This is a genomic window from Pseudomonas sp. UBA6753 (assembly GCF_002453565.1).
Lineage (GTDB): Bacteria > Pseudomonadota > Gammaproteobacteria > Pseudomonadales > Pseudomonadaceae > Aquipseudomonas > Aquipseudomonas putida_Z.
Genome location: NZ_DKHD01000053.1, coordinates 77,924 through 93,953, shown reverse-complemented (window position 1 = coordinate 93,953; position 16,030 = coordinate 77,924). Strand labels below are relative to the sequence as shown.

The following is a 16,030-nucleotide window of genomic DNA, read 5'->3' as shown; positions in this document are numbered from 1 at the left end:
ATGCATTGAAGGCTACACCACCTTCTGGGTGAAAGTGGGCACACCAGCTATTGGAGGCCAGACGCCTATGCCAATTGCTGCCGGGAGCCCGCTCGGGAAAAGCGTTTGCGCATCGCCAAGGCAGGCTTCTCTACCAGCCCCCACGACACATACCCCGCCAACCAGGACGCCGGCACGGCCGCCAACATCAGCCAGTAAGGCCCGGCCCATGGCATTGCCCACGCCAACACTTGCTGGATCGGAAATGCATACAGGTAGATACCGTACGAGTAATCCTCCACAAACGAAGGAAGCTTCAACTGCGGGCAATAAGCTACGTACAACGTGCCGTACATCGTCAGAACGGCAAACGCAAAAACCTCAAGGCGCCCACCCTTGGCCAACACGAACAACGCAACAAAGGCAAACAACAGCCAGCCGGTATACGGGATCACCGCCCGGTACGAATAGAACACCGCCCCTGCCAGGAAGCACACCACCAGCTTGAACGGGTACTCCGCAAAGGCTGGATGCAAGGTGTGCAAGCCCAGCGCAACCACCAACGCGGCAAGCGTCAACCCTGTCATCGGCCACCGGCAAACCTTGGCCACCAGCACCAATAGCCACAGCACCACGTACATGCGCATTTCCAATGGGATGGTCCACAGGCTGCCATTGACCGAAGCCCCATAGGGGCGCGGGGTAAAGCTCACCCCAGGCAACAGGAACTGGGCATCCTTGAAAATCAGCAATGGGCTATAGACGTACCTGTAAACCTGACGCTGGGAAAGATACTCACCAAGCGGCAGCGAGGTAATGACAGGCCCTAGCACAAAGGCCATGAGCAGCAGGCACACAAGCAAGCCAGGCAAGATCCGCAATGCGCGGGCCAGGTAGAAATCCCGGGCGCTATTTTTTTCACCACTGGCCGCGATCAGGAAACCGCTGACCATGAAGAATACTTCCACGCCCAGGCTATGAATGGGCACCGGCATACCCAGCAGCAGCCCAGGGTCGGTGCAACTCAGGCACTCCAGATAGGAGAGCGCAAAGGAATGCCCCACCACGACGGCAGTTGCCGCCAGCAGCCTGATGATCAGGAAATTGTTATCGCGCCCGCGACCTTCCATGACGTCGCCAAACATCAACATCGCACAATCCCCCGACATGGCCTTCTTTCAGCATAAAAAAAGGCGACCCGAAGGTCGCCTTTTTTTACCGATCAAACAGAACTCAGTTCTGCTTGGCCATTGCTTCGCGCAGCAGCGCAGCCATGGTGGTGTCGGCAGCCGCTTCCGGAGCGTTTTTCAGGCTCTGGATGGCTTCGCGCTCTTCAGCATCGTCCTTCGACTTGATGGACAGGCTGATAACGCGGGACTTGCGGTCAACGCTGATGATCTTGGCTTCGATCTCTTCGCCTTCCTTCAGGACGTTACGCGCGTCTTCAACGCGGTCACGGCTGATTTCGGAAGCTTTCAGAGTAGCTTCGATGTCGTCGGCCAGAGTGACGATGGCGCCTTTGGCGTCAACTTCTTTCACGATGCCCTTGACGATAGCGCCCTTGTCATTGACAGCAACGAAGTTGGAGAACGGATCGTCTTCAAGCTGCTTGATGCCCAGGGAGATGCGCTCGCGCTCTGGGTCGACCGACAGGATGACGGTTTCCAGCTCGTCGCCCTTCTTGAAACGACGCACGGCTTCTTCGCCGGTTTCGTTCCAGGAGATGTCGGACAGGTGAACCAGACCGTCGATGCCGCCGTCCAGGCCGATGAAGATACCGAAGTCGGTGATCGACTTGATGGTACCGGTGATCTTGTCACCCTTGTTGAACTGGCCGGAGAAGTCTTCCCATGGGTTGGACTTGCACTGCTTGATGCCCAGGGAGATACGACGACGCTCTTCGTCGATGTCCAGAACCATGACTTCCACTTCGTCGCCAACCTGAACGACTTTCGACGGGTGGATGTTCTTGTTGGTCCAGTCCATTTCGGAAACGTGTACCAGACCTTCAACGCCTTCTTCCAGCTCAGCGAAGCAGCCGTAGTCGGTCAGGTTGGTAACGCGAGCCTGTACGCGAGTACCTTCTGGGTAACGGGCAGTGATAGCTACCCACGGATCTTCGCCCATCTGCTTCAGACCCAGCGAAACGCGGTTGCGCTCACGGTCGAACTTCAGAACGCGTACGTCGACTTCGTCGCCAACGTTAACGATTTCCGATGGGTGCTTGATGCGCTTCCAAGCCATGTCGGTGATGTGCAGCAGGCCGTCGATACCGCCCAGGTCCACGAAGGCGCCGTAGTCGGTGAGGTTCTTGACGATACCCTTGACCTGCTGGCCTTCCTGCAGGGTTTCCAGCAGGGCTTCGCGCTCGGCGCTGTTCTCGGCTTCCAGCACGCTGCGACGGGAAACGACAACGTTGTTGCGCTTCTGGTCCAGCTTGATGACCTTGAATTCCAGCTCTTTGCCTTCCAGGTGGGTGGTGTCGCGCACAGGGCGGACATCAACCAGGGAGCCCGGCAGGAACGCACGGATGCCGTTAACGTCGACAGTGAAGCCGCCCTTAACCTTACCGTTGATAACGCCCTTGACCACTTCTTCGGCGGCGAAAGCTGCTTCCAGAACAATCCAGCACTCGGCGCGCTTGGCTTTTTCACGGGACAGTTTGGTTTCGCCAAAGCCGTCTTCGACCGCGTCCAGCGCAACGTGAACTTCGTCACCGACCTTGATGGTCAGCTCGCCAGCTTCGTTGTAGAACTGCTCGAGCGGGATGACGCCCTCGGACTTCAGGCCAGCGTGTACGGTAACCCAGTCGCCGTCGATGTCGACAACGATACCGGTGATGATGGCACCCGGCTGAAGATTGAGGGTTTTCAGGCTTTCTTCAAAGAGTTCTGCAAAGCTTTCGCTCATTTTAATTCCTGTAGATTCGGGCGAAACAGACGCCCATAGCCACATTCCAGACAATGTGGGTTTGTTTTAAGTAAAGGAAAGCCGGCAGGACGTTGACTGGTGCCCCTGCCTGCTTTCCTGGCTATCAGAGAAGGTCGCGCAGTGCGATCTCGCTCCTGATACGTTGCAACACCTGCTCGATGGACAACTCGGTAGAGTCCAACTGAATGGCATCGACCGCTGGCTTCAGCGGGGCCACTGTACGTTGGGTGTCGCGCTCATCACGCGCACGAATCTCATCCAGCAGACTCGACAGACTAACATCTTCACCCTTGCCCTTCAACTGCAGGTAGCGGCGACGCGCCCGCTCCTCCGCGCTGGCGGTGAGGAAGACTTTCAACGGCGCGTCCGGGAACACCACGGTGCCCATGTCGCGACCGTCGGCGATCAGGCCCGGCGCCTCGCGGAATTCGCGCTGGCGCACCAGCAGTGCATCACGCACGGCCGGCAGCGAAGCAACCATCGAGGCTCCGGCGCCGACGGTCTCGGTGCGGATGACGTTGCTGACGTCCTCGCCCTCGAGGATGATCTGTTGCAGCTTACCGGGCTCGGCGGCGATGAACTGCACATCCAGATGGGCGGCAAGCTTGGTCAGCAACTCTTCGTTGGTCAGGTCGACGCCGTGGTTGCTGGCGTTGAACGCCAGCAGACGGTACAGCGCGCCAGAGTCCAGCAACCTCCAGCCCAGCTCGCGGGCCAGCAGCCCGGCAACCGTACCCTTGCCCGAACCGCTTGGCCCGTCGATGGTGATGACTGGCGCCAGGGCACTCACGACTTGCCCTCTTCCGCTACGCGGATGCCCACCTCGGCGCACAGCGCCAGGAAGTTGGGGAACGAGGTGGCGACGTTGGCGCAATCGTGGATGCGTATCGGCGCGCTGGCGCGCAGCGAGGCAACGCTGAAGGCCATGGCGATACGGTGGTCACCGTGGCCATGCACTTCGCCGCCACCCAACTGGCCGCCGTCGATGATGATGCCGTCCGGGGTCGGCTCGCACTTGATGCCCAGGGTGATCAGGCCGTCGGCCATGACCTGGATACGGTCGGATTCCTTCACCCGCAGCTCTTCGGCACCACGCAGCACGGTACGCCCTTCGGCGCAGGCAGCGGCGACGAACAACACCGGGAACTCGTCGATGGCCAGTGGCACCAGCTCTTCAGGGATGTCGATACCCTTCAGCTTGGCACCGCGCACACGCAGGTCGGCCACCGGCTCGCCGCCAACTTCACGCTGGTTTTCCAGGGTGATGTCACCGCCCATCAGGCGCAGGATGTCGATCACGCCGGTACGGGTCGGGTTGATGCCAACGTGCTCCAGCACCAGTTCGGAGCCTTCGGCGATGGACGCCGCCACCAGGAAGAACGCCGCCGAGGAAATGTCGGCCGGTACTTCGATACGGGTGGCAGTGAGCTTGCCGCCGGACTGCAGCGAGGCCACCGGGCCGTTGCTGTCGACGCTGTAGCCGAAGCCGCGCAGCATGCGTTCGGTGTGGTCACGGGTTGGCGCAGGCTCGGTAACGGTGGTCTTGCCTTCGGCGTACAGGCCGGCCAGCAGCAGGCAGGATTTGACCTGGGCACTGGCCATCGGCAGCGTGTAGGTCAGCGCCTTGAGCTTGTGGCCACCGCGGATGGTCAGCGGCGGGCGGCCTTCAGGGCCGGTCTCGACCACGGCACCCATTTCGCGCAGCGGGTTGGCCACACGGTTCATCGGGCGCTTGGACAGCGAAGCGTCGCCGGTCATGGTCACGTCGAACGGCTGGCCGGCCAGCAGGCCCGACAGCAGGCGCATCGAGGTACCCGAGTTGCCCACGTAAAGCGGCCCGGGTGGCGGCTTGAGGCCGTGCAGGCCGACGCCGTGAATGGTCACGCGACCGTGGTTGGGGCCTTCGATGACCACACCCATGTCACGGAATGCCTGCAGGGTCGCCAGCGCGTCCTCACCCTCGAGGAAGCCTTCGACCTCGGTGGTGCCTTCGGCCAGCGAGCCGAGCATGATCGAGCGGTGGGAAATCGACTTGTCGCCCGGTACGCGGATTCGCCCTGACAGGCGGCCACCCGGTTGGGCCAGGAAAATCAGATCGTTGGCGTTCATAGCGTCCACATAGGCCCGGCGGGCCAGGATTTTACTGAAATGCTCGCGGGCAACGCGTGCGCGGGTGAATACACCCAGCAGCTGGTGCCCGTCCCCTTCAGCGATCGCGTCGCGCAAGGCGTCGAGATCGCTGCGATATGTATCAAGCGTGCGCAGGACAGCGTCGCGGTTGGCGAGAAAGATGTCGTGCCACATGGTCGGGTCGCTGCCGGCGATTCTCGTGAAATCGCGGAAGCCTCCCGCAGCGTACCGGAAGATCTCGAGGTTTTCATTGCGCTTGGCCAGTGAATCGACCAGGCCGAAGGCCAGCAGGTGCGGCAGGTGGCTGGTGGCGGCAAGCACTTCGTCGTGGCGTTCGACCGACATGTGCTCCACATCGGCGCCCAGCTCGCGCCACAGGCGGTCGACCAGGGCCAGGGCGGCCGGGTCGGTTTCGGCCAGCGGCGTGAGGATGACCTTGTGCCGGCGGAACAGGGTGGCGTTGGAGGCCTCTACCCCGCTCTGCTCGGAGCCGGCGATGGGGTGGCCGGGGACGAAGCTCGGCAGGCGTTCCCCAAAGACGGCACGCGCCTCACGCACGACATTGCCCTTGGCGCTGCCGACGTCGGTGATGACGGCATCGCCAAGGTCAAGCCCGGCCAGGCGGGCCAGTACCTTTTCCATGGCCAGGATCGGCACGGCCAACTGGATGACATCGGCACCGACACAGGCGGCAGCAAGGTCTTCCTCGCAGCGATCGACCACGCCCAGGGCCACGGCCTGCTTGCGCGAGGGCGCGTCCAGGTCGACACCGACCACTTCGCGGCACAGGCCGCTTTCACGCAGGCCCTTGGCGAACGAGCCACCGATCAGGCCGAGGCCGACCACGACCAGGCGGTTGATGATTGGTGCGGGTTTGGTTGTTACTGCTTTTACCACTGGTGCGAACCCTGTTCAGAAATCTAGACAGCCTGCGGGGCCCACTGGGGCCGCTGTGCGGCCCTTCGCGGGCACGCCCGCTCCCACAGAGTTCGACATCACGCTGTCACTGTGGGAGCGGGCGTGCCCGCGAAGGGCTGCAAAGCAGCCCCAAAGGCCTTGAATCAAAGCACCGCCTTCGGATACGAACCCAGCACCTTCAGCGCCACAGCCTCCTGGCTGATCTGCTCGAGCACCGCCTTGATCAGCGGGTCGCGGTGGTGGCCGACGAAGTCGATGAAGAACACGTAGGTCCACTTGCCGCTGCGCGATGGGCGGGTCTCGATGCGAGTCAGGTCGATGCCGTTCTGGTGGAACGGTACCAGCAGCTCGTGCAAGGCACCCGGCTTGTTGCTCATCGAAACGATGATCGAGGTCTTGTCGTCGCCGGTCGGCGGCACTTCCTGGCTGCCGATCATCAGGAAGCGCGTGGAGTTGTCCGGGCGGTCTTCGATCTTTTCGGCCAGGCGAGTCAAACCGTACAGGTTGGCCGCCATGTCGCCGGCGATCGCCGCCGAATTCCACTCGCCCTTGACCCGCTTGGCCGCCTCGGCATTGCTCGACACGGCCACGCGCTCCACATTCGGGTAGTGCGCGTCCAGCCACTTGCGGCACTGGGCCAGCGACTGGGCGTGGGAGTAGATGCGGGTGATGCTGTCGGTCTTGGTGTTCTCGCCCACCAGCAGGTGGTGGTGGATGCGCAGCTCGACCTCGCCGCAAATCACCATGTCGTGCTCGAGGAAGCTGTCCAGGGTGTGGCTGACCGCGCCTTCGGTGGAGTTTTCCACCGGCACCACGCCGAAGTTGACGGCACCGGCCGCCACTTCGCGGAACACTTCGTCGATGGCCGCCATCGGCCGGCTGATCACCGCGTGGCCGAAGTGCTTCATGGCCGCGGCCTGGGTGAAGGTGCCCTCAGGGCCGAGGTAGGCGATTTTCAGCGGCTCTTCCAGGGCCAGGCACGACGACATGATTTCGCGGAACAGCCGCGCCATCTCTTCGTTGTCCAACGGGCCCTTGTTGCGCTCCATCACGCGTTTGAGCACGGCGGCTTCACGCTCGGGGCGGTAGAACACCGGCTTTTCGCCTTCCGCCAGCGAGGCGGTCTTGACCTTGGCCACTTCCTGGGCGCAACGGGCGCGCTCGCTGATCAGCTCGAGGATTTTCTCGTCGAGGCTGTCGATGCGAACGCGCAGCGCCTTCAGTTCGTGCTCGGACATCAGCCGTGCTCCTTCTCGAATTCGGTCATGTAGGCCACCAGGGCTTCGACTGCTTCAAGGCCCAGGGCGTTGTAGATGGAGGCACGCATGCCGCCTACCGAACGGTGGCCCTTGAGGTTGAGCAGGCCACGGGCATCGGCGCCGGCGAGGAAGGCCTTGTCCAGGCGCTCGTCAGCCAGACGGAACGGCACGTTCATCCACGAACGGGCATTGTGGCTGATCGGGTTGGTGTAGAACTCGCTGCTGTCGATGAACCCGTACAGGCGGTCTTTCTTGGCGCGGTTGCGCTGCTCCATGGCATCGACGCCACCCTGCTCTTTCAGCCATTCGAACACCAGGCCCGAGAGGTACCAGGAGTAGGTGGCCGGGGTGTTGTACATCGAGCCGTTGTCGGCCGAGACCTTGTAGTCGAGCATGGTCGGACAGCTGCTGCGGGCGCGGCCCAGCAGGTCTTCGCGCACGATCACCACGACCAGGCCGCTCGGGCCGATATTCTTCTGCGCGCCGGCGTAGATCAGGCCGTACTGCGACACATCGATCGGGCGCGAGAGGATGTCGGACGACATGTCGACCACCAGCGGCACGTCACCGGTTTCCGGCACCCAGTCGAACTGCAGGCCACCGATGGTCTCGTTGGACGCATAGTGCACGTAGGCAGCGTTCTTGGTCAGCTTCCACTCGTTCTGGCCCGGGATGGCCAGGTAGTCGTAGGGCTTGGCGCTGGCGGCGACGTTGACGTTGCCGAAGCGGCGCCCTTCCTCGATGGCCTTTTTCGACCAGATGCCGGTTTCGATGTAATCGGCGGTGCCGTTTTCCGGCAGCAGGTTCAGCGGGATTTCAGCGAACTGCTGGCTGGCGCCGCCCTGCAGGAACAGCACCTTGTAGTTGGAGGGGACGGACAGCAGGTCACGCAGGTCCTGCTCGGCCTTTTCGGCGATGGCCACGTAATCGTCGCTGCGATGGCTCATTTCCATCACCGACAAGCCCTTGCCACGCCAATCCAGCATCTCGGCCTGGGCGCGCTGCAGAACAGCGTCAGGAAGCGCGGCAGGGCCTGCGCAGAAGTTAAAGGCTCGTTTGCTCACATCCACTCTCGCTCTGCCAAATGGTACAAAATCGTAATTCGGTGCTGACCAATCAAAACTGTGTCGCCTGTCATGGGCCTGCCTTGCAGGCCATCGCAGGCAAGCCAGCTCCCACAAGGACCGCGCAAACCTCGAAGCTCGCGCTGAACCTGTGGGAGCCCGGCTTGCCGGCGATGGGCCGCACAGCGGCCCCGATGACCTGGCCTGATCAGTCAAACGGGGCGACCTTGGTCGCCCCGTTCGGGTTTTACGCTTGCTTACTCCTGCGGGGCCTCTTCGGCACCAGCAGCTTCTTCGTTGTCTGGCGCTTCAGCCTCGACGCCCTCTTCGTCCGTCTCGATCACATCATCGAGTTCGTCCTCGGAAGGCTCCTGAATACGCTCCAGGCCCACCAGCGTCTCGTCGGTAGCCAGCTTGATCAAGGTCACGCCCTGAGTGTTACGGCCCAGGCTGGACACTTCGCCAACGCGGGTACGCACCAGCGTGCCCTGGTCGGAGATCAGCATGATCTCTTCGCCTTCCTGCACCTGGATGGCGCCGATCAGCAGGCCATTGCGCCCCTTGGTACCCATGGCGATCACGCCCTGGCCACCACGGCCGCGACGCGGGAACTTGGACAGCGGTGTGCGCTTGCCGAAGCCACGCTCGGAGGCGGTGAGGATCTGCGCGCCGGATTCCGGGATCAGCATGGAGATGATCTGCTGGCCCTTGCCCAGCTTCATGCCGCGCACGCCACGGGCATTACGGCCCATCTCGCGCACCACGCTTTCAGCGAAGCGGATCACCTTGCCGGCGTCGGAGAACATCATGACTTCCTTGGCACCGTCGGTGATGGCCGCGGCGATCAGGGTGTCACCTTCCTTCAGCTTCAGGGCAATCAGGCCGTTGGAGCGCGGACGGGCGAACTGCACCAGCGGGGTCTTCTTCACGGTACCCGAAGCGGTGGCCATGAAGATGTAGGCGCCGGTCGGCTCGGCTACCCACTCAGGGGTGTCGCCGTCTTCCTCGTCCACTTCCTCGGCCTCGACCACTTCGCCTTCGAGCACGGTGTCTTCCGCGTCCTCCAGCTCTTCGTCGGCGTCAGCGTTCTGCTGCAGGGCCTCGAGGTCGATCTGCAGCATGGCGGTGATGCGCTCACCTTCCTCCAGCGGCAACAGGTTGACCAGCGGGCGGCCGCGGGCGGCGCGGGACGCTTCAGGGATGTCGTAGGTCTTCAGCCAGTACACCTTGCCCTTGCTGGAGAACAGCAGCAGGGTGGCATGGCTGTTGGCAACCAGCAGGTGCTCGACGTAGTCCTCGTCCTTCACCCCGGTAGCCGACTTGCCTTTGCCGCCACGGCGCTGAGCCTGGTAGGCGGACAGCGGCTGGGTCTTGGCGTAGCCGCCGTGGGAGATGGTCACCACGCGCTCTTCTTCCGGGATCATGTCGCCGTAGTTGAGGTCGTGGCGCGCATCGAGGATTTCGGTACGGCGGGCATCGCCATATTCGGCGCGGATGGCTTCCAGCTCTTCGCGGATCACTTCCATCAGGCGCTCGGCGCTGCTGAGGATGCGGATCAGTTCGCCGATCTGCTCGAGGATTTCCTGGTACTCGGCCAGCAGCTTCTCGTGCTCCAGGCCGGTCAGGCGGTGCAGGCGCAGGTCGAGAATGGCCTGTGCCTGTTCCGGCGACAGGTAGTACTTGCCTTCACGCAGGCCGTACTGCTCCGGCAGGTCCTCGGGGCGGCAGGAATCGGCGCCGGCGCGCTCGACCATGACCTGCACGGCACTGGATTCCCAGGCAGTGGAGACCAGGGCTTCCTTGGCTTCGGACGGGGTCGGCGAGGCTTTGATCAGGGCGATAACCGGGTCGATGTTGGACAGCGCGACCGCCTGGCCTTCGAGGATATGGCCGCGTTCGCGGGCCTTGCGCAGCTCGAACACGGTACGGCGGGTTACCACTTCACGGCGGTGACGCACGAACGCTTCGAGCAGGTCCTTGAGGTTGAGCAGGCGCGGACGGCCGTCGACCAAGGCCACCACGTTGATACCGAATACGCTCTGCAGCTGGGTTTGCTGGTAGAGGTTGTTGAGCACCACCTCTGGCACCTCGCCGCGACGCAGCTCGATGACGATGCGCATGCCGTCCTTGTCGGACTCGTCGCGCAGCTCGGTGATGCCTTCGATCTTCTTCTCTTTGACCAGCTCGGCGATCTTCTCGATCAGGCGAGCCTTGTTCAGCTGGTACGGCAGCTCGGTAACCACGATCTGCTGGCGGCCACCGACCTTGTCGATGTCTTCGACCTCGGAGCGGGCACGCATGTAGATGCGACCACGGCCGGTACGATAGGCCTCGATGATGCCCTGGCGGCCGTTGATCAGGCCGGCAGTCGGGAAGTCCGGGCCAGGGATGTGCTGCATCAGCTCATCAATGGTGACTTCGGGGTTGTCGATGAGTGCCAGGCAGCCATCGATGACCTCGCCGAGGTTGTGCGGCGGGATGTTGGTCGCCATGCCCACGGCGATACCGCTGGAGCCGTTGACCAGCAGGTTGGGAATACGGGTCGGCATGACCGCCGGGATCTGCTCGGTGCCGTCGTAGTTGGGCACCCAGTCGACGGTCTCCTTGTGCAGGTCGGCCAGCAGCTCGTGGGCCAGCTTGGCCATGCGCACTTCGGTGTATCGCATGGCTGCGGCGTTGTCGCCGTCCACCGAACCGAAGTTGCCCTGGCCGTCGACCAGCAGGTAGCGCAGCGAGAACGGCTGGGCCATACGCACGATGGTGTCGTAGACCGCGGTGTCGCCGTGCGGGTGGTACTTACCGATCACATCACCGACCACACGGGCGGATTTCTTGTACGGCTTGTTCCAGTCGTTGCCCAGTTCGCTCATCGCATAGAGAACGCGACGATGCACGGGCTTCAAGCCGTCACGCGCATCGGGCAGCGCTCGCCCGACAATCACGCTCATCGCGTAGTCGAGGTAAGACTGTCTCAGTTCGTCTTCGATATTGACCGGGAGGATTTCTTTGGCCAGTTCGCCCATGAGAAGCCTGATTCCTTTTTCTGGTGAAACTTCGCAGCTCCATCAAGGGCCGAACGAAGCTCGCCGCCGCAGCGCATAAGGGTGCGACGACTTACGACAAATCAATGAGTTGTGCCATGGATCTGCGCAATGAAGGCCGCCGTGATGGGCGGTCTTGGAAACTGCCGGATGTTATCACAAAGGCAGGGGCGGTGTGGAGATGTGGCAGGTGGCCTCACACGAGGTTGAATCTTCGGATTTTCACTGGCTTCTTCGCGGGCACGCCCGCTCCCACAGGGATATCGCAACACTCGAGAGTGGTGGTGTCCCTGTGGGAGCGGGCGCGCCCGCGAAGAGGCCAGCGAGGTTTCCGGTCAGTGCAGGCGCTTGCGGCAGATCAATTGTGCCAGCTTGGCGGCATCCGGCCGCTCGACGATGCCGCGCTCGGTCACGATCACGTCGATCAGGTCGGCCGGGGTCACGTCGAACACCGGGTTGAACACCTCGACATCCGGCGCCACGCGGGTACCGCCAATGTCCAGCAACTCGTCGGCAGCGCGCTCTTCCAGCGGGATGTCCTCGCCCGTGGCCAGGTTCAGGTCGATGCTGGTGCTCGGCGCCACCACCATGAAACGTACGCCGTGATGCATGGCGCTGACCGCCAGCTGATAGGTGCCGATCTTGCTGGCCACATCGCCATTGGCGGCGATGCAGTCCGCGCCCACCACCACCCAGGTGATGCCCTTGCTCTTCATCAGGTGGGCCAGCGCCGAGTCGGCGCACAGGGTCACTGGAATGCCTTCGTTGGCCAGTTCCCAGGCAGTCAGGCGCGAGCCATGCAGCCAGGGGCGGGTCTCGCCGGCGTATACACGCTCGACCATGCCCTCCAGGTAACCGGCGCGGATCACCCCCAGCGCGGTACCGAAACCACCGCAGGCCAGGGCGCCGGCGTTGCCGTAGGTGAGCAGGGCCTGCGCGTTGCCCTGGTGGCGGCGGATCAGCTCGATACCGTGCTGGGCCATGGTCAGGTTGGCTTCCCGGTCGCTTTCGTGGATGGCCACCGCTTCGGCCTCCAGCGCCGCCAGCACGCCTTCATCCGGACGCAGGCGCTGCAGGCGCTCACGCATGCGGTTCAGCGCCCAGAACAGGTTGGCGGCGGTAGGGCGTGCTTCAGCCAGGACAAGGAAGTCTTCTTCCAGGTCCATTTCCCAGTCGCCACCCTCGGCCAGCCGCTCTTCCAGGGCCAGCACCAGGCCATAGGCCGCGGCAATGCCGATGGCCGAGGCGCCTCGCACGGCCATGTCGCGGATCGCCGCTGCCACCTGCGCGACATTGTCGCAGGCCAGCCAGCGCTCTTCCGACGGCAGCAGGCGCTGGTCGAGCAGGTGCAAGACGCCGCCCTGCCAGCGGATCCCGGTCACCTTCTCCGCCGCCAAAAGTCGCTCGCGCATCGCCTCTCCCCGTCGTTCGGATATCAAAAGCCGGCGATTATAGCGACCCTCGGGGCCGAGCGCTCGGGTATACTCCGGCGCAATTTTGCGAAGTTTCAGAGGACTGTTCTAATGAGCAACGTCGACCGCGCCGAAATCGCCAAGTTCGAAGCGCTGGCCCACCGCTGGTGGGACCGCGAAAGCGAGTTCAAGCCGCTGCACGAAATCAACCCGCTGCGCGTCAACTGGATCGACGAGCGCGCCAGCCTCGCCGGCAAGAAAGTGCTGGACGTGGGTTGCGGCGGCGGCATCCTCAGTGAGGCGATGGCCCTGCGCGGCGCCACGGTCACCGGCATCGACATGGGCGAAGCGCCACTGGCCGTGGCCCAGCTGCACCAGCTGGAGTCGGGCGTGCAGGTGGAATACCGGCAGATCACCGCCGAAGCCCTGGCCGAGGAAATGCCTGAACAGTTCGACGTGGTCACTTGCCTGGAAATGCTCGAGCACGTGCCCGACCCGTCTTCGGTCATCCGCGCCTGCTACCGCATGGTCAAGCCTGGCGGCCAGGTGTTCTTCTCCACCATCAACCGCAACCCCAAGGCCTACCTGCTGGCCATCGTCGGCGCCGAGTACATCCTGAAGATGCTGCCGCGCGGCACCCACGACTTCAAGAAGTTCATCCGCCCGTCCGAGCTGGGCGCCTGGAGCCGCGTTGCCGGCCTGCAGGTGAAGGACATCATCGGCCTGACCTACAACCCGCTGACCAAGCACTACAAGCTCAGCAGCGACGTCGACGTCAACTACATGATCCAGACCCTGCGCGAGGAATAAGCATGCGTTTGCAAGCAGTACTCTTCGACATGGACGGCACCTTGCTCGACACGGCGCCGGACTTCATCGCCATCTGCCAGGCCATGCTCGCCGAGCGCGGCCTGCCGGCCGTCGATGACAAGCTGATCCGCGACGTGATCTCCGGCGGCGCCCGGGCGATGGTCGCCGCGACCTTCGCCATGAGCCCGGAGGCCGAAGGCTTCGAGGCCCTGCGCCTGGAGTTCCTCGAGCGCTACCAGCGCGACTGCGCGGTGCACAGCAAGCTGTTCGACGGCATGGCCGAGCTGCTGGCCGACATCGAGAAAGGCAACCTGCTGTGGGGCGTGGTCACCAACAAGCCGGTGCGCTTCGCCGAGCCGATCATGCAGCAACTGGGCCTGGCCGAGCGTTCGGCGCTGCTGATCTGCCCGGACCATGTCAAGAACAGCAAGCCCGACCCCGAGCCGCTGATCCTCGCCTGCAAGACCCTCGGCCTGGACCCGGCCAGCGTGCTGTTCGTCGGCGACGACCTGCGCGACATCGAGTCTGGCCGCGACGCCGGCACCCGCACGGCGGCGGTGCGCTACGGCTATATTCATCCAGAGGACAACCCCAACAACTGGGGCGCCGATGTGGTGGTGGACCACCCGCTGGAACTGCGCAAAGTGATCGATAGCGCACTGTGCGGCTGCTGAGTTGCAACGGCTGACGACGGACCCTGTGGGAGCGGGCACGCCCGCGAAGCAGGCACTGAGGTGGATGGCACCGGCTTTGCCGGTGTTCGCGGGCACGCCCGCTCCCACAAGGGTATGTGTCGCGGCATAAATAGGGAATACAAAATGTTCGACTACACCGCCCGCCCCGACCTGCTGCAAGGCCGGGTCATCCTGGTTACCGGTGCCGGCCGCGGCATCGGCGCCGCTGCCGCCAAGGCCTACGCTGCGCTGGGCGCCACCGTGCTGCTGCTGGGCAAGACCGAGGCCAACCTGAACGAGGTCTACGACCAGATCGAAGCCGCCGGGCACCCGCAACCGGTGGTGATCCCGTTCAACCTGGAAACCGCCCTGCCCCACCAGTACGACGAACTGGCAGTGATGATCGAAGACCAGTTCGGCCGCCTCGACGGCCTGCTGAACAACGCTTCGATCATCGGCCCGCGCACGCCGCTGGAGCAGCTGTCGGGTGACAACTTCATGCGCGTGATGCACATCAACGTCGATGCCACCTTCATGCTCACCAGCACCCTGCTGCCGCTGCTGAAGCTGTCGGAAGACGCTTCGGTGGTGTTCACCAGCAGCAGCGTCGGGCGCAAGGGCCGGGCCTACTGGGGTGCCTATGGCGTGTCCAAGTTCGCCACCGAGGGCCTGATGCAAACCCTGGCCGATGAACTGGAAGGCGTGGCACCGGTGCGCTCCAACAGCATCAACCCGGGTGCCACGCGCACGGCGATGCGGGCACAGGCCTACCCCAGCGAGAACCCGCAGAACAACCCGCTGCCGGAAGAGATCATGCCGGTGTACCTGTACCTGATGGGGCCGGACAGCAAAGGGGTGAATGGGCAGGCGTTCAACGCCCAGTAAGCCTGCACCGGCCTCTTCGCGGGCACGCCCGCTCCCACAGGATCACCACAGCCCTTGAGGACTGCGCCATACCTGTGGGAGCGGGCGAGCCCGCGAAGAGGCCGGGACTGGAGAGCGATCAGCCCGCTGCCAACACCGGGCGCATGCGCCCCTGCTGGCGCCCTTCCAGCTGCATGCACCGTTCCAGGAACAGGTACATGCAGTCATAACTCTTGCAAATCGCCTTGCGCAGTTCATTGCGCAGCCCCTGGGTCGGGTTCTCGCCGGCCAGGGTGCAGATGATCTCCAGCGCCTCCCACGGGTGCGCGTCGTCATACTGGGCATGCATCTTCAGCCACTTCATCGCGCGCTTGCGCTGATCCTCCGGGAAGCCCAGCGCATAGGTGTCGGTGGAGCACACCACCGCCGACCACTCACCGGTCGCACCTTCGATGGCGTAGTTGGTCGCCGCCATGGAAATGGCCAGGTTCTCGGTGGCGCACACGCGCCAGCACCAGTCATTCAGGCCGTTCAGCTCTGGCGGCACTTCCTGGGCCTGCAGCTCGTGCAGGTGCACGCCATGCGCCTGGCACCAGTTCACCCAGTAGTCGGCGTGGTTGAGCTCGACACGGATGTTGCGCATCAGCCAGCGCCGCGCCATGTCTTCGCCCTGATGACGGCCATAGCGGGTCTTGGTCAGGTTGTGAGCCATGTACAGCGAAAACTGCTCCACCACCGGCCAGCCACCGATCAGGTACTGGCGAATGGTCGATTGCTTCAGCTGGCCGTCGCGCAGGCGCGCGTAGAACTCATGCTCGACTACCCGGCGCTTGCTCTCGCGGCAGTCTTCAATCATTTGCTGGGCCCATTGGGGGTAGCTGGCGGGATCCATCAAAGGCCCGATACGAACGAATGCGTCAATCACTTTCAGCTCCTTGATCCTTGTGA

At 63.3% G+C, this 16,030-nt stretch carries 12 protein-coding genes; 3 read left to right on the top strand and 9 right to left on the bottom strand.

Annotated elements, in window-relative coordinates:
* Positions 1 to 65: 65 nt before the first annotated feature.
* From B2790_RS19885 to mtnA, 8 genes are all read right to left on the bottom strand, one after another.
* Positions 66 to 1,130 (bottom strand): acyltransferase family protein, encoded by a 1,065-nt coding sequence (locus tag B2790_RS19885; protein WP_286919571.1) that lies wholly within the window; start codon positions 1,128 to 1,130, stop codon positions 66 to 68.
* 82 nt (positions 1,131 to 1,212) lie between these two features.
* The gene (gene rpsA / locus B2790_RS19880) at positions 1,213 to 2,889 is read right to left on the bottom strand and encodes a 30S ribosomal protein S1 (RefSeq protein ID WP_003252673.1); all 1,677 of its coding nucleotides are present in this window, start codon (positions 2,887 to 2,889) and stop codon (positions 1,213 to 1,215) included.
* 124 nt (positions 2,890 to 3,013) lie between these two features.
* Entirely contained in the window at positions 3,014 to 3,700 is a 687-nt protein-coding gene (gene cmk / locus B2790_RS19875) for a (d)CMP kinase (RefSeq protein WP_100413214.1), read from the bottom strand.
* Positions 3,697 to 5,937 carry a bifunctional prephenate dehydrogenase/3-phosphoshikimate 1-carboxyvinyltransferase gene (locus tag B2790_RS19870; protein WP_286919570.1) on the bottom strand — a complete coding sequence of 747 codons (2,241 nt, stop codon included), beginning with the start codon at positions 5,935 to 5,937 and terminating at the stop codon, positions 3,697 to 3,699. Before B2790_RS19870 ends, cmk begins: the two co-directional genes overlap by 4 nt.
* A gap of 164 nt (positions 5,938 to 6,101) precedes the next feature.
* Positions 6,102 to 7,196 (bottom strand): prephenate dehydratase, encoded by a 1,095-nt coding sequence (gene pheA, locus B2790_RS19865; protein WP_025338102.1) that lies wholly within the window; start codon positions 7,194 to 7,196, stop codon positions 6,102 to 6,104.
* Positions 7,196 to 8,281, bottom strand: coding sequence for a 3-phosphoserine/phosphohydroxythreonine transaminase (gene serC, locus B2790_RS19860; protein WP_025338101.1), 1,086 nt, complete (start codon positions 8,279 to 8,281; stop codon positions 7,196 to 7,198). Before serC ends, pheA begins: the two co-directional genes overlap by 1 nt.
* 257 nt (positions 8,282 to 8,538) lie before the next feature.
* A complete protein-coding gene (gene gyrA, locus B2790_RS19855) occupies positions 8,539 to 11,304 on the bottom strand; it encodes a DNA gyrase subunit A (protein ID WP_286919569.1) in 2,766 nt (921 codons plus the stop codon).
* A 353-nt stretch (positions 11,305 to 11,657) separates the two neighbouring features.
* Complete coding sequence (gene mtnA / locus B2790_RS19850; RefSeq protein WP_085665329.1) at positions 11,658 to 12,734, bottom strand: S-methyl-5-thioribose-1-phosphate isomerase; 1,077 nt, start codon at positions 12,732 to 12,734, stop codon at positions 11,658 to 11,660.
* Between the two features lie 111 nt (positions 12,735 to 12,845).
* Between mtnA and ubiG the strand changes: the two genes are divergently transcribed.
* The 3 genes from ubiG to B2790_RS19835 all read left to right on the top strand — a co-directional run bounded on the left by ubiG (position 12,846) and on the right by B2790_RS19835 (position 15,103).
* A complete protein-coding gene (gene ubiG, locus B2790_RS19845; RefSeq protein WP_025338098.1) occupies positions 12,846 to 13,544 on the top strand; it encodes a bifunctional 2-polyprenyl-6-hydroxyphenol methylase/3-demethylubiquinol 3-O-methyltransferase UbiG in 699 nt (232 codons plus the stop codon).
* A 2-nt stretch (positions 13,545 to 13,546) separates the two neighbouring features.
* The gene (mupP, locus tag B2790_RS19840) at positions 13,547 to 14,218 is read left to right on the top strand and encodes an N-acetylmuramic acid 6-phosphate phosphatase MupP (protein WP_046615545.1); all 672 of its coding nucleotides are present in this window, start codon (positions 13,547 to 13,549) and stop codon (positions 14,216 to 14,218) included.
* A gap of 144 nt (positions 14,219 to 14,362) precedes the next feature.
* Complete coding sequence (locus B2790_RS19835) at positions 14,363 to 15,103, top strand: YciK family oxidoreductase (RefSeq protein ID WP_025338096.1); 741 nt, start codon at positions 14,363 to 14,365, stop codon at positions 15,101 to 15,103.
* A gap of 118 nt (positions 15,104 to 15,221) precedes the next feature.
* On the opposite strand, the gene B2790_RS19830 is transcribed toward B2790_RS19835, so the two are convergent.
* Positions 15,222 to 16,007 (bottom strand): TenA family transcriptional regulator, encoded by a 786-nt coding sequence (locus tag B2790_RS19830; protein ID WP_274121093.1) that lies wholly within the window; start codon positions 16,005 to 16,007, stop codon positions 15,222 to 15,224.
* Between the last annotated feature and the right edge of the window lie 23 nt (positions 16,008 to 16,030).